Source organism: Candidatus Albibeggiatoa sp. nov. BB20 (genome assembly GCA_016744725.1).
Classification (GTDB): domain Bacteria; phylum Pseudomonadota; class Gammaproteobacteria; order Beggiatoales; family Beggiatoaceae; genus Albibeggiatoa.
The window spans coordinates 1-14,054 of record JADGDW010000129.1 but is presented as its reverse complement, the minus strand read 5'-3'; the positions used below and the strand labels follow the sequence as shown (position 1 = coordinate 14,054).

Here is a 14,054-nt window from a genome sequence, read left to right as displayed (position 1 = left end):
GCTTATCAGTCTCTTTTATTTTATCTTTAAATGCTTCAGGCTTTCCATCAGTAACCGTTTCAGTTTCAAATCCATGATGTGCATTTTCAGATGGCTCTCATTCATTAGAACTATTGGAGTCCATGGATTGAGCGAATGTATTCATTTCAGTCTCTAATCCCTGCTCTGTATTTCGTGCTTGAGGTTCATTATCTAATAGTGGATCAGATTCAAAATAAGCATCGCCCATATTGTTGAACAGCTCATTATCGGCTGCATTATGGTGTGCCCGGCGATATAACCATAAACCTAAAACAATAACCGTAACACCGATTAAACCCCAAAAATAGGTTGGATTTTCTAAAAGTTCCATTTCAATTGCTCAAAATATTGAATATCACCAGTTTAACAATGAATTTATTATAACCCAAACTTTATGTTATCTATTTAGCTCATCATCCATATTGGCTCAACAGAATTAAAGTGCTGAGGTTTCTTCTTTTAATACCCAATTGGTCAATTTATGTACAAAAGGCGATACCATTAGCACTGCGGGAAAAGCCACACTAAAAGCAAATGCCCAAGCCTTTAACCAAATATTGAGAATATCATGCACCAAACCAACATTAAACACACTGATAACCAATGACATAAAACAAGACATCAGTAACGCCATAAAAAACGCAAACACAACTTTACGATACTTACGATCAATCATAATACTCACTCTAGTTTAGACAATTCAAAACACCTTATAACCACCACCAAGCTCTGGTTTTCTTTAATAATTGCTCAATATCTTTAGTCATTGGCAGAGTGTAAGTATAAGAGGCTACCGCTTTGCTATCCCAAAAATCTAAAATTTTCAAAGTAATAAAAATAGTTTCTTCCGCAACCGTATAAGTTCCTGTGACAATGCGGCTTACGGTTTGTGCTCGACCCAGTTCACGTAATTCTCTAACCCCACGCGATAAAATAAACTCACCCGTATACGGCACTAACGACACGCTGTCTTGCAAACGCACTTCAACTACTTGATAACCGCGCTCAGTCATACGTGAGGCTATTTGCTCACCAATCAGACGACCTAATGGCGCACTCTCGTTTAAGTTATTTATATCTGCAACCGTTGTGACTAAAATTCGCTGTTTATCCGTAATTTCTTGTTTGGCATTGGCAATCAACTTGTCTGCTGCTGCATAATTGGTTGCAACCATATCAATCGCTTTTGGATAGAATGCGTGGCGTGAACATTCCCCTGTGCGTACTCTATAATCACAGTCGCCAAATGCAACTTGTTGGGAACAAGCATTGAGTAATAAGCTTAAGCTAATGATTAAAAAAGCAAAATATTTCATATAGATTCTCGCCGATGCGCCACCATATCTAAAGCGGTTTGTATTGCGTAGTATAAACTATCGCTCAATGCACGTCCCGTTCCTGCTAATTCCAATGCCGTGCCATGGTCAACCGAGGTTCGGATAATTGGTAAGCCTAAGGTGACATTTACTGCTTCACCAAAGCCTTTTTGTTTTAACACAGGCAAACCTTGGTCGTGGTACATCGCAAGCACCGCATGAACATCAAGTAATGCACTGTCAGTAAATGCGGTATCCGCTGATGATGAACCCAGCAAAGATATACCTTCAGCACGCAATTTGGCTAACACAGGTTCAATTACTTTGATTTCTTCCATTCCTAAATGCCCACCTTCACCCGCATGAGGATTGAGACCACAGACATTTATGATCGGTTTATCAATACCAAATTTAGTTTGCAAATCATGATGTAAAATCCGAATCGTGGTTTCAACATTGTCTTTGGTAATTGCGGCACTGACTTGGTTAAGCGGCAAATGGGTTGTGACTAAAGCGACTCGCAAGCCTTGTGTCGCCAACATCATAACCACTTTATCAGTTTGGGTTTGCTCTGCAAAAAATTCAGTATGACCGCTAAAAGCAATCCCCGCTTCATTGATAATCCCTTTATGCACCGGAGCAGTGACCAAAGCATCAAATTCACCCGTTTGGCAATCATGGCAAGCTTGGCCTAGCATATCGAGAACGTAAGCCGCGTTTTTAACATTTAATTGACCTGCAATACTGGGTTGGGCTAATTTGATAGGTTTGACTTTTAAATAACCAACTCTATGCTTACTGGGTTCGTGCTGGGTTTGAACATCAAGTTTGATTTTAAGATCAAGTTGTTGCATTCTTTGTTGTAATAATTCAGGATCAGCATAAACGACAATATCCGCTGTAACAGGATGCAGAGCCAGTTGCAAGCAAATATCAACTCCAATGCCAGCAGGTTCGCCCGAGGTTAATGCAATACGTGGTAATTGTTTAGACATGTTTTCTGTGTTTTTGTTTTTTAATCCCTGAATTGTAATCAGATGATGGATAATTGCAATGTTTTGCCATTCTTGATTTGGAATGAAAATATAATCATCCTTAAGTATTCACAGCCTTAAAAGTTGCGCATAACTCATCATTTCAAAATGCAACGCGACTGAAAATATTAGGATAAAACTAACATCATTCTTTTAATCCTTGTATCGTTCAAGTACCGCCAAATTATTCTGTTTATCATGAACAATGACTCGATAATATTTTAGTAATTCAGCTTGTTGTGCGGTGGTTATTTTTGGATTGTTCGGCGTAAACCATAACATTAAACCTGCCCAATCAGCTAAATAATCCAGTTTTTGCTCAATAATATATTCTGGGAGTTTTTTTTGTTTTCGAGCGGCTAAGGCATGTGAATTGACTTTGCCATCTAAATTAACAGTTTTATCATGAAAATAGCCTAAAGCCCCTGATTGCACTGCACCAACCCATTGTTGCTCATCCACATTATTATTTACCCATTCAACAACTTGAAAATGCAAATGTTGTCGGGGTTGTAACAGATCATTTTTAACTGTCAAGCCTAAAATCACCGTACAAAATAACAAAACCAATCCATAACGCAATAAGGGTAATTTGAGCCAAAAATAGATTCTAACGGCTAAACTTGCCCATAAAATCACTAGAAAAATCGTGGTTGGAAATAAATAGCGTCCCAGCGAATAGGGTGCGCCGAAAAACAGGCCATAAAAAATGCTTAATCCCAAAATGTAAGTTGAGCCTAAAATCAGTAATCTTTGCTCAGCTTGAGAAAATTGCTGATAATAGCGAATTAATATAAAAATTAAACTACTCAGAAGTAGCATACAAAAGAGACTAAAAAACCAGAATTGTTGTAAAACATTAGGAAAACGGATGAAAGTAAAGCTATATTCAGTGAGGGTAAAAATGAAGTTTTGCCAATTTTGCCCAAATACCGAAACCATGGATTGGGCAGTGGAGCTGCTGGGAAATATCGAGCCAAAATAGACATAATTGTAACTTGTCCATGGAATACTACAACTAAACGCAATCATGCCCATAATATGCACTTTCCATAAACGCTGTTTTACATGTTCTTGTCCTAAAATCAGATATGTTATATAAACTGCTAAACCCATAAAAATAGCATCATTACGAACTAAAAAACCAATACCGACCAAAAATCCTAAAAATACAGCATCCCAATTTGACCAAACTGCTTTATTTACAAAATAGAACACAATAATTAATAAATTTAAGATATATAATCCTGTTTCTAAGCCATTCATGGTATAACCCGCGTAAACAGGGCTTGCATACCAAGTTAAAGCAGCCAAACTTGCGATAATATACTGCTGTTCTTGTAGTGTCGATTTGATCAACAGCCATAGTAAAAAAGCTGAGATAAGTACAATAATTGATTGAATTGCAGTAATCCATACAATACTATTAATTTTGTCTGCTTGATGTAACCAATAGACACCAGCCCATAAAAAAGTGCTTGCGGGCTGAATGCCATTAGTTATCATTGTGCCATCAGCCGTACTTAAACCATATCCCCGTGCAAAGTTACGCGCCACGGTTAACATTAAATAGCCATCTTCAGAAACAGAGTTGAGTAAACGTTCAGTTGAGCGAAAAGATTCTAAATGGGTAAACAGCCCAATACTCAACAGAAAAACGATAACGATCGCATAAGATTTTGAATATATCTGCATAATCAATACCTTCGCCATTAAGTAGCGATTTTTAGGGAAGTGACATCCGTCCAAAGCAAGCAGATTCAGCCATAAGCAATTCGTAAGTCTTGGAGTAGGATTTATTACTTTTTACCCTGATTGCTATTTTTCTTCAAGCTCGGCGACAAAGATGTTGGTTATGTATCAACCAATCTAGGAGAATTGTAATATGAAAGTTCATATTGATTTTAGTGTGTTTATATCATCGCTTACAGAATCTGAGGCTTATGGCAATGTTTCTGGTACAGTTGAATTACCTGCTGTTCCTTCTTCTGGAGATGAAATTTCGATGTGTCCAAGACAAAAATTATTCCCAAAAATTAAAGGGGCTACATGGATGATGAATATTGATAAGGTAACATTTTCAGTGGGTGAAGATGAGGTTTGTTTATCATTACAAGATGTTGTTGTAAAAACAAGATCAGATGCTGAAGCACTTGTAGATTACTTTGTTGATGGCTTTGATTTAGATTTTGATTGCTTTTTGGATGATACTTCCGATTCTGCAGACGAGATGAGCTAAGTTAATAGGGTACGTTTGGTGCATTTTTTACATCGTAGCGTGTCTTTTTATTTGGTAAAAGTCAGTTATCAACTTCCCACCTAATTTAAGTCACGCTTTAGTCCATACCAAATTCAATAATATTGAAATTACTATTCTCCAAAAACAATTGGTGATTAAATGAAAGAGTTTCTTAATCTTATTCTAGCTATGTTTTTTATGCGGTTTAGAGGAGTATTTTCTTTTATTATTATGACTTTATTATTTACAGTAGCCGCTATAATTTCAGATATTTTCACCCTAATCTATATCCTAACAAAAGTTGTTATTTATGAAAATTATCTGTCCTAAACACGATCCTATTATTCCCTTGAAAGCATGTTGTCATATACTGGAACAAATACAAATATGCGGTTATATAGCTAAACAAGATTTTAAAACACTGTGTATTCGTTATGAATGGATGACCCTTGAAGATGATAAACCTAAAAGCAAAGATGCTATCAACTGTTTTAATTCACATGTGTTTTGTAAAAATTGTATTGAAAAATATGGTTTGCCTGTAGATATACCTATCTCGTCCGATGATATAGACGGAAAATATCAAAAGGCTTTTGAGGAAGTAGGAGTTATATGCCCTAAATGTTTTTCTGATTTTAGCCAAAGATAATTCATTGACTTAGATTATTAATTCAGCATCCTAATGGTTCAGTTCAAATAAGAGATAGCACCGTTGCTCTGACGAATATCAATGGGCAAGTGGTTGAGAAATTTGATTATTCTCCTTATTGGTAAATTGCTCACACAACCAGCATACGACACACCTTTCTTGTGGCGTTATGACTGATGCCAATGACTTGTACTACATGCGAGCCAGATTCTATTCTCCAAACCTTCGTCACTTTATCAATCAGGATATTTTGTTGGGTGGTATTGCCGATGGGCAGAGTTTGAATTGCTTTGCTTATGTGACGGGAAATCTGATAAACTTTTTTTTCTTCCGTTATTTGGCTGAAATAATTGAGAATGTTCCCTAGATTATCTTATATTTTTTTACCAACAGAAAGATATTATGAGTAGAATTATTTGCCCAATACACTATCGTCAAATGACTATTGAGATTTGCTATCATATTCAAAAAAACTTTATCCACCAAAGTACTGTCAGCCTTAATTGGATTAAAGAAGTTAGGATACGTTACAATGACCTTGATCCTGAATTAAATGAGCCAATTGATTATGCAGTTCATTATTTTTGCAATGATTGTATTGAACAATACAAATTACCTACGGATAAACCTATTCAGTTTATGGAAAGAATTGAGCAATATAGTGATGCTTTTCATAAAAAAATGTCCATAGTTTGTGTGAAATGCTTTAATGAGTATCTCTTAAAAAATAATAGATAACCACCTATATGATGAATTACTCACACAATCAACATACGACCCCTTTCTTATTCAATGGTTACTATGGTGTCATGACTGATGCCAATGACTTGTACTACATGCGAGCCAGATTCTATTCTCCAGACATTCGTCGCTTTATCAATCAGGATATTTTGTTGAGAGTATTGCTGATGGGCAATCTCTCAATAGATATGTTTATGTAACGGGGAATCCTATAGTCAATTTCGGTTTATGTGTTAGGGCTGGCAGTCCTTTTACACTTTAAATATCAATCAGTTTCAAAATTGAGGACTGCCAGTCCTGTATCACTTTAGAATAAAATGACTATATCAGCCTTATTGATCCCTGTTATAACAATGATATTGTGTAAGGAATAATGGTTTAACCACTTTGAATTAAGCGGCGAATATTTCCATAGACACGATAAAACTGACCTCGAGAAGCTTCTTTGATTTCATCTACAATATAAATCGCACCCTCTTCGCGTAAATTACGCGGAAACTGTACATTCCAATTAGAATGATACTCAGGTGTAATATCAACCCGTAATTGTCCATTTTCTTGAGTACAATTCACAACAGATGAAATCGCTTTAACCCGCAATTTTCCACCCTCTTTAACACACTTAAGCAATACACCTTCAGTTGGATGTTCAATTGTTTCTAAGTCTGTCGAAGTAGTGATTGCTACAGGTGCAGGTGCTTGAATAGCTTTACTTTCTGGCAATGTCCCTGCTTTGGCGGATTCAATGGCTGACTCATTGACATCAATACATGCCAGTGAACCATCAGTAGTGACAATATATAATTTATTCTGCAAATACTGCATCGACAGTGCTGAACCACAACCCGTGGCTAATTTCCACAAACGCTCCCCATTTTGATTAAAACAATACACAGAAGAACAATCATCACCCGCAAATACATATTGGCCATTTTCAGCAGTTGCACATGAATACACTGAGGAGTCACAGGCATAAATTTGGGCTAACTCACCATCAGCTTTATGCAACGCATAGATTTTATTATCGCTTGCACCTGCATAAACCATCGTTTTTTCTTGCCAGCCAAATAAAATAGAGCCACGGGTTTTGTAATCCCATTTTGTGCCATGATTGCCATTGTTATATGCAGTTACACCATCGCTGTGCCCATGATAAACCGCATCGGCATCATTACGAATCATCCAGCCTGTGCTACCTGAACTGGATTTTTGCCACAAAGCCTCATTTTCATGATCGGCGACCATCACCGTGCCATTACCATCAGAAATACCTAATTGCGCATCATGAATATCTAACCAGAGAATATCAATATTTTCCGCCACTTCATAAGCTATACGTGGTAATTTGCCCGATAAATCATACACACACCCATCATCACAGCCCGCATATAACCAAATATCATCAGCAATGATACACTTCACACCATTAGGCAAACGATATTGATTGATGACTTCCGCATTGTGGTTTAGCACAAAAACACTACCATCTTGATTCCCAACCCAACAACGATCAGCATTAATAAAAATCCCAAAAGCACTTGCTCCAGATTTAAATCGCCATAATAAAGGTGAACGTTTGGACGTAGAGCGGCGACTTTCTGTGCTACGACGCGTAATCGGGCGTTTTTGACGCACACCTATTACTGCTTCTTCATAGCCTTTTTTGCCCTTTTGCTTTAATTTTTTATCTGCCTCTTTACGTGCAGCTTCTTCTGTAGGAAAGGTTTTAGTTTCAACTCGCCCCGTCGTGCCAATACGGCCATAACGAATCGTGAGTTCGCAACCTTCGATGGTGACCTCGTAAAATTTGTGTGCCACTCCCTGTTCTTCTGACAGTTCTAAATAGAATTTTTCTGTTGCCATGTGCTATTCCATGAATATTTTGTATATTAAAGTACGATAAACATACACTTAAACTTATTATTCGTCTATATTAAATCAGATAGAGTAGGATATTTGCTATTTTTTGGCTTTTTTCTAATAAATAGGCATTAAATTTATTCTGTCAATCTTATAAATGCTGACAGTTTCCAGCCTTATTTAAAAATCATATTAATAGTTTGAAAGGGTTGAATATGAAAAAATTAACAGGTTCATGTCTATGTGGAACAGTAAAAATTCAAGTGCCTGATAACTTTATTGCAATGGGGCATTGTCATTGTTCTGAATGTCGTAAATTTACAGGCTCTGCTTTTTCCACCGCAGGTATTATTAAATTTGATGATTTACATTTTTTAGAAGGAGAAGAGCATGTCACTTATTATTGGAAATCTGAAAGCACTGAATTAGGCTTTTGTCGTCATTGTGGTTCAAGCTTATTTTCAAAGAAACATGATTCTGAAACGTGTGCACTACGGTTAGGGGTTTTGGATGATATGCCAACGCAACATCCTGCATTTCATATTTTTGTTGATTCTAAAGTAGAGTGGGATCAAATCAACGATGATTTAACTCAATATAAGGAAGGTATCACCAAATAGTTATTTTCTGCTTTATAGTAAATTCCGTTGATTTCAATCCCATTGAACATTGTTGGACTGTACTTAAGCGGAGCGTTCAAAATATACAACGTAACGTTGATGGTATTTATCAAGCGATTTCTGTTGCATTAAAATAATAACTTTTTATACAGAATTTACTATGATTTCTATACTCCATCTAAAAATAAACTTTAGTAGGATGGAATAACACAGCGTTTTCCACCAAAGATATTAGGCATTAAAAAGGTGGAATACGGTGCGTAATAATGAGCTCATACCTAATTAATATTTGGGGCGTATCTATTCCACCCCACATCAATACTTTATACAAATGATTGATTTATTTTGATAAAGATTATTCAGCATGAGTAGTAGTTTAAAAGTTCAAATTATAACAGCGTAGAGTATAATCTAGACTGTCCGAACCATTGATTTGAGAATAGTCTTTGAAATTTGAAACAGGAATGATGTGGGATGTGAATGACTCAGAATCGTTACCAGTATTCCCAAATGCTGACATGATGCTAACACTTGAGAATCATTCTAAACTGCTTATTCACTCATTTTGATATTAATTTCAACTCGGCGATTTTGAGCACGGCCTTGTTTGCTACTATTCACACTAATCGGTTGGCTTTCTCCATAACCAATAGATTGAATTTTTGCCGCTGGAATACCTTGAGTGCTTAGAAAATCAGCCACAGCACTCGCACGTCGTTCAGATAATGTTTGATTGTAAGCTTTACGGCCAATGCTATCGGTATGACCACCAATCACAATACCTTGCACATAAGGTAGTTGGGATTTCATATCGGTTGCAACACGTGCTAGAGCGGCTTTCCCTGCTTCAATTAAACTGTATTTATCAAATTTAAATAGCACATCTGCACCGAGTATTTGCTTAATTTCACGCTTCACTTCTTGGCAACCATGTTTATCCACTTTTGCACCAAATGGCGTACCTAAACAACGGTCACGAAAATCTGGAATACCGTCTTGGTCATTGTCTTTAGGACAGCCAAAGCGATTAACACCACGACTGATTTCTTGCGGTGTATTCATTGGGCAACGGTCACGGAAATCTGGAACACCATCTTGATCGCTATCTTTGGGACAGCCATTGGCTTCAACGCCGTGGGCTAGCTCTGCTTCAGTATTTTCTGGACAATCATCTTCATCATCAAACACACCATCTCCATCCATATCAATTACATCACCGCATTGTTTAAAACGCCGAGTAGGATTATTGACTGTCGCAGGTGTGTCGATACAGACTTCAGGCAAGCCTGTAAAAATAGGACGGCCTTTTGTATCCAATAAATGGTACGTATTTTTATTATCCTGTAATGCCGATGCTGATACTGCCCACAATGACAGCAAGCCAAATAAAATACCCCTATACATATAATTTCCCCTTGAATAATTTGTGAACGTTGTTGATTTTCATATACAGGGGAACATACCGAACTTAACAAGCTGTGGCAAGAGAAATAAAGATAAACTCACCTTACGCAATTCAGATATTTTTTGAGATGGGAGATAGGTATTAGGATCGCCATTAAGTTAAGCTCACAGGAGTGCAACATATTGCATAGACAAGATAAATCTTGCATTCCAATAACGGGGTATTGTTCCGTAATGCGCTTTTTTTCTTAACTTAATGGCTGTGCGTTTTCCAGCGAAAATTAAGCTTTTGACTGAATAGGATGGGTATTGGCAAAGTTTTCAGCAATTTCTACTGCTTCTGGTGCACATACAGGATGGCCCCAACCGCTCGCGCTAGCACCGTCTGCAATATCATAAATAATATTATCATCTTGGTTTGGACTTACTCCAGCAGGCACATAGTTCAACTGTAATTGATGACGCACTTTCCATGCAATATTATGGTCAGCACACGAGCTGTCACCGCTGACACCAACCGCACCCACTAAAACGCCCTCTGCATTGTATAACGCTAATCCACCGCCAAATACATTAACCCCACCAATTTTTTTCCCAACCATTGAGTCTTGCTTTGTACCTATTGCATTGCAATCACCCGCATAAGCTAGACTGGTATCGACAGGATTGCTGTGCTGCAAACCATATAAACTACCGCCCGGTTGTACCGCACTGAATAAGTTAGCAGTTGAAAGAGCCAAACCTGGTAAACTAAATCCATTGGCTGTATTGGCTTTTTGAGCTGAAATCACCCGACTTCCCGGCCATTGATCGCCCCGATTATCACCAGAAAATGCCACCGCTTTAACAACGCCATCTCTATCAACCAACGTTGCCCACATATTAAGGCCAAAACCGCCATTTTTTTCTTGTACTGCCGCAGTAAGTGCTTGTTTTAATTCTGTATGAGAAGGTAATGAGCCCATATTTAATTCAGTTGACATCGCATGATTCCTTGTGTTTGATTTGTGTAGATACTTAACTGGCATCAGTTCAATATTCTATAGGATTGATTTGAAATCTATAATATAGTTAATTTTGGTTTATGTGTTAGGACTGGCAGTCCTGTTATTGTTTAAATATCAATCAGTTTTAAAATCTAGGACTGCCAGTCCTGTATCACTTTAAAGTAAAATGACTATATATAATATTTTCACTATTAAGACGCAGAGCGTCTGAGCTGCATTCCAACGGAGACTGCTGGAACGAGAAAAGTTAATTTTTCAAATTATTACAAGCAGTTACTACGATATATGTGGTAATTCAGCTTTTGCTCACAGCCTGTTTTATATCTACTTTATTTGCTCAACTTCTTCTAAAGTCAATTTGCGTGCTTGTTCTGGCAACATTACGGGAATGCCTTCACGAATTGGATAAGCCAAACGCGATGCTTTGCAAATAAGTTCCTGATTTTTCTTTTGATAAATTAAAGGGGCTTTTGTCACGGGGCACACTAAAATATCCAATAAACGTTTATCCACCTTGTTTCTCCTGTAACTTTTCTAATACGCGCTTGCCAAAGCTGCTGGGTAGACGAGCTTCAATCGGCAAGTACCAATAATTCTTTTTTGCAAATTTGCGACATTTTACCGCATCTTTTTCAGTCATCACAATGGGCATGTCTTCTTCAAAATCAAAATCTTGCTCTTGAAATGGATGGTGATCTGGAAAAATATGAGGGCGAATTTTACATTGATTGTCTAATAATATGTTAAAAAAAGGCCGAGGGTTGCCAATACCAGCCACCGCGTGTAACGATTTGCCTAAAAAATAACCAAGCGGTTGGGTTTCATTATCATCAGCCACATTGCGCAATGGCCTTAACGCATAGTGCATGGTGATTTCTTTGAGTTTCGAGTCACCTTTTACAACCACGAAATCAACTGAATTTAAACGTCTTGAGGATTCTCGCAATGGGCCTGCGGGTAAACAGAAACCATTACCATAACGCCGTTCGCCATCTACTACCGCAATTTCAATATCTCTTTTTAAAGCATAATGTTGCAAACCATCATCGCTAATAATCAAATCACAAGCATGATGTGCAATCAGATGTTTTACGCCACGGGCGCGTTTTGGATCAATCGTCACAGGACAACCCGTGCGTCGAGCGAGTAGCAAAGGTTCATCTCCAACTTCTTCAGGTTTATGTACCGAAGGACGTACTGTTTGTGGAAATTGCTTAATTTTACAGCCATAACCTCGACTGATAATGCCAACATGATAGCCGTGATGCTTAAGAAAATGGGCAAGCCAAATCACCAGAGGGGTTTTGCCCGTGCCGCCAACATTAATATTACCCACGATGATAATCGGTATATCAAAATGGGCTTTTCTGAGCAAATAACGGTATATCCAGCGTCTTAACACTACGATAAGGCAAAATAACCATGATAAGGGGAGTAATAATAACGTCAAAAAATGGAAACGATACCAAATGCGCTCTAATTTCATTATTGTGATGGCTGCTCAGCTTCAAAACCTATGCGATTATAACCTAATGTTTGCGCGGCTTCTAAGGCTCTCATCACGGCTTGATGTGGTGCAAAGGCATCAGCACTGATTAATAGGCTTGGGCTTTCTTCTGTGCCAGCGGCTTTTTCTAGTGCCATACTAATGGTTTGCAGCGTATCGTTGACCAATGCAGTCTCCCACGAGTTAATCGCCATTTCACCTTTTTTGTTGATTAAAATCCGAATCGGTTGCACAGCATCTTCTGGGATTTGTTCGGATTCAGTTTCTGGCAATTGAATTTGCAGCTCAGATTGACGGTTAAAGGTGGTAGTCATCATGAAGAAAATCAGCAACAAGAATACGGTGTCAATCAAGGGTGTCAGATTGAGCCGTAAGCTACTGGATTCAGTGCGGTGGCGACGAAATTTCATAGCTTAGTCAGCCTCTCTATCACCGTGTAAAATATCGAGCATTTTCAAGGTTTCTTGTTCCATTGATACAACTAATTCGTCAACTAAACCCCGAAAATAGCGATAGAAAATAAATGCAGGAATCGCGATAATTAAGCCTGCTGCGGTGGTCATTAAGGCTTCGGAAAGACCCGAGGATAAGACCGCTGGATTGCCTAAGCCAACTTCGCCCACTTTGCTCATCATACGAATAATACCTGTGACTGTGCCTAAAAGGCCTAAAAGTGGGGTAATTTCAGCGATAATGCCCAAGGTATTTAAATAACGTTCTAAATCGTGTACCACTTTGTTAGCGACTTCTTCAATGCTGGCTTTCATCATTTCACGGTCGTGGTGCATATTGACCAAGCCTGCGGCGAGTATTTGGCCTAATGGTGAGTTGTGGCGTAGGGCATCAATCCGTGCTTTGTCTAAACGGTCATCTTTAACCCATTTCCACACTTGAGGTACAAGGCTTTTAGGCACAACTTTGCTGCGTTTTAATGTCCAGAAACGTTCGATAACAATCGCAAACGCAATGATAGAGCAGATCAGTAGCGGTATCATTACCCAGCCGCCAGCTTTAAAAAGTTCAAACACGGTTTGTTTTATCCTTATAGAATCAATTTCAAAAAATTTTGTGACTTGGGATCAGCATGGGGTGAATTATAGACCTTGCACTTTGTAACATAAATAGTCTTTCGTGTTTTGATTAAGAATTAAAAGCTGTAGCGTAAAATAGCTTTGGGTTTTCCAGCAAAAGGGATGGCTGTTAAAAAATGGAAGGGAGGGGCGTGTGATGGTGTATTTATCTCTTTCAGTTTAAAGATGCTTGGCGTTTCACTTATATACTCTACGCTTGCTGTTTAAATTTTTGAGTATCTAAAAACATCTAAATCAAGATTCCCAAGATTTAAAGATTAGCACGACTTAATCCTGAAAATATTTAAATCCAGCAAGCTCAGATTCAGACAAAAAATCCTGCAAATCCTTTCATCCGTTTAATCCCGTTCAACAGCCGCTAAACAACGTTGATAATTCCTTTTTATAATTTTTATAATTTTTATAATTTTTGTATTTGGATGCTCTTCTCCTAAAGCATTGACAAAAATGTCTATAGCCTGCTCATACAAAGGTAAGGCTTGCTGATACTGGCCTTGGGCATCATATAAACTTGCGAGATTATTGAGGCTAGTGGCATAATCAGGATGTTGCTTGCCTAACACTT

Annotated in this window: 19 protein-coding genes; 6 read left to right on the top strand and 13 right to left on the bottom strand. The window is 37.9% G+C overall.

The window, feature by feature from the left end; genetic code table 11:
* Positions 1-97: 97 nt before the first annotated feature.
* From ABXH34_RS13785 to ABXH34_RS13765, 5 genes are all read right to left on the bottom strand, one after another.
* Entirely contained in the window at positions 98-352 is a 255-nt protein-coding gene (locus ABXH34_RS13785) for a hypothetical protein (protein WP_353572463.1), read from the bottom strand.
* Positions 353-457: 105 nt separating this feature from the next.
* Positions 458-697: a DUF2798 domain-containing protein gene (locus ABXH34_RS13780; RefSeq protein ID WP_353572462.1), complete on the bottom strand. Its 240-nt coding sequence runs from the start codon at positions 695-697 to the stop codon at positions 458-460.
* 34 nt (positions 698-731) lie between these two features.
* The gene (locus ABXH34_RS13775; protein WP_353572461.1) at positions 732-1,337 is read right to left on the bottom strand and encodes a FlgO family outer membrane protein; all 606 of its coding nucleotides are present in this window, start codon (positions 1,335-1,337) and stop codon (positions 732-734) included.
* Positions 1,334-2,332 (bottom strand): 4-hydroxythreonine-4-phosphate dehydrogenase PdxA, encoded by a 999-nt coding sequence (gene pdxA / locus ABXH34_RS13770; RefSeq protein WP_353572460.1) that lies wholly within the window; start codon positions 2,330-2,332, stop codon positions 1,334-1,336. Before pdxA ends, ABXH34_RS13775 begins: the two co-directional genes overlap by 4 nt.
* 192 nt (positions 2,333-2,524) lie before the next feature.
* Positions 2,525-4,066 carry a DUF8728 domain-containing protein gene (locus tag ABXH34_RS13765; protein ID WP_353572459.1) on the bottom strand — a complete coding sequence of 514 codons (1,542 nt, stop codon included), beginning with the start codon at positions 4,064-4,066 and terminating at the stop codon, positions 2,525-2,527.
* A 190-nt stretch (positions 4,067-4,256) separates the two neighbouring features.
* Here ABXH34_RS13765 and ABXH34_RS13760 point away from each other — a divergent pair, with 190 nt between their 5' ends.
* The 5 genes from ABXH34_RS13760 to ABXH34_RS13740 all read left to right on the top strand — a co-directional run bounded on the left by ABXH34_RS13760 (position 4,257) and on the right by ABXH34_RS13740 (position 6,200).
* Complete coding sequence (locus ABXH34_RS13760) at positions 4,257-4,610, top strand: hypothetical protein (protein ID WP_353572458.1); 354 nt, start codon at positions 4,257-4,259, stop codon at positions 4,608-4,610.
* A 310-nt stretch (positions 4,611-4,920) separates the two neighbouring features.
* The gene (locus ABXH34_RS13755; RefSeq protein ID WP_353572457.1) at positions 4,921-5,259 is read left to right on the top strand and encodes a hypothetical protein; all 339 of its coding nucleotides are present in this window, start codon (positions 4,921-4,923) and stop codon (positions 5,257-5,259) included.
* Between the two features lie 169 nt (positions 5,260-5,428).
* On the top strand, positions 5,429-5,626 hold the full coding sequence (locus ABXH34_RS13750) for an RHS repeat-associated core domain-containing protein (protein ID WP_353572456.1): 198 nt from the start codon (positions 5,429-5,431) through the stop codon (positions 5,624-5,626).
* 35 nt (positions 5,627-5,661) lie between these two features.
* Complete coding sequence (locus ABXH34_RS13745) at positions 5,662-5,997, top strand: hypothetical protein (protein WP_353572455.1); 336 nt, start codon at positions 5,662-5,664, stop codon at positions 5,995-5,997.
* An 8-nt stretch (positions 5,998-6,005) separates the two neighbouring features.
* Positions 6,006-6,200: an RHS repeat-associated core domain-containing protein gene (locus tag ABXH34_RS13740; RefSeq protein WP_353572454.1), complete on the top strand. Its 195-nt coding sequence runs from the start codon at positions 6,006-6,008 to the stop codon at positions 6,198-6,200.
* Between the two features lie 178 nt (positions 6,201-6,378).
* Here ABXH34_RS13740 and ABXH34_RS13735 read toward each other — a convergent pair whose 3' ends face one another.
* Positions 6,379-7,863, bottom strand: coding sequence for a WGR domain-containing protein (locus ABXH34_RS13735; RefSeq protein ID WP_353572453.1), 1,485 nt, complete (start codon positions 7,861-7,863; stop codon positions 6,379-6,381).
* Between the two features lie 212 nt (positions 7,864-8,075).
* On the opposite strand from ABXH34_RS13735, the gene ABXH34_RS13730 reads away from it, so the two are divergent.
* Positions 8,076-8,480, top strand: a complete 405-nt coding sequence (locus ABXH34_RS13730) for a GFA family protein (RefSeq protein WP_353572452.1) — start codon at positions 8,076-8,078, stop codon at positions 8,478-8,480.
* 552 nt (positions 8,481-9,032) lie between these two features.
* Here ABXH34_RS13730 and ABXH34_RS13725 read toward each other — a convergent pair.
* The 7 genes from ABXH34_RS13725 to ABXH34_RS13695 form a co-directional block, all read right to left on the bottom strand.
* Positions 9,033-9,884, bottom strand: a complete 852-nt coding sequence (locus tag ABXH34_RS13725; protein WP_353572451.1) for an OmpA family protein — start codon at positions 9,882-9,884, stop codon at positions 9,033-9,035.
* Positions 9,885-10,165: 281 nt separating this feature from the next.
* Complete coding sequence (locus ABXH34_RS13720) at positions 10,166-10,867, bottom strand: GlcG/HbpS family heme-binding protein (RefSeq protein WP_353572450.1); 702 nt, start codon at positions 10,865-10,867, stop codon at positions 10,166-10,168.
* Positions 10,868-11,215: 348 nt separating this feature from the next.
* Entirely contained in the window at positions 11,216-11,404 is a 189-nt protein-coding gene (locus ABXH34_RS13715) for a Trm112 family protein (RefSeq protein ID WP_353572449.1), read from the bottom strand.
* A complete protein-coding gene (lpxK, locus tag ABXH34_RS13710; RefSeq protein ID WP_353572448.1) occupies positions 11,397-12,377 on the bottom strand; it encodes a tetraacyldisaccharide 4'-kinase in 981 nt (326 codons plus the stop codon). Before lpxK ends, ABXH34_RS13715 begins: the two co-directional genes overlap by 8 nt.
* Complete coding sequence (locus tag ABXH34_RS13705; protein WP_353572447.1) at positions 12,377-12,808, bottom strand: ExbD/TolR family protein; 432 nt, start codon at positions 12,806-12,808, stop codon at positions 12,377-12,379. Before ABXH34_RS13705 ends, lpxK begins: the two co-directional genes overlap by 1 nt.
* Before the next feature lie 3 nt (positions 12,809-12,811).
* A complete protein-coding gene (locus ABXH34_RS13700) occupies positions 12,812-13,426 on the bottom strand; it encodes a MotA/TolQ/ExbB proton channel family protein (protein WP_353572446.1) in 615 nt (204 codons plus the stop codon).
* A gap of 401 nt (positions 13,427-13,827) precedes the next feature.
* A partial coding sequence (locus ABXH34_RS13695) for a tetratricopeptide repeat protein (RefSeq protein ID WP_353572445.1) occupies positions 13,828-14,054 on the bottom strand: 227 nt, incomplete at its 5' end.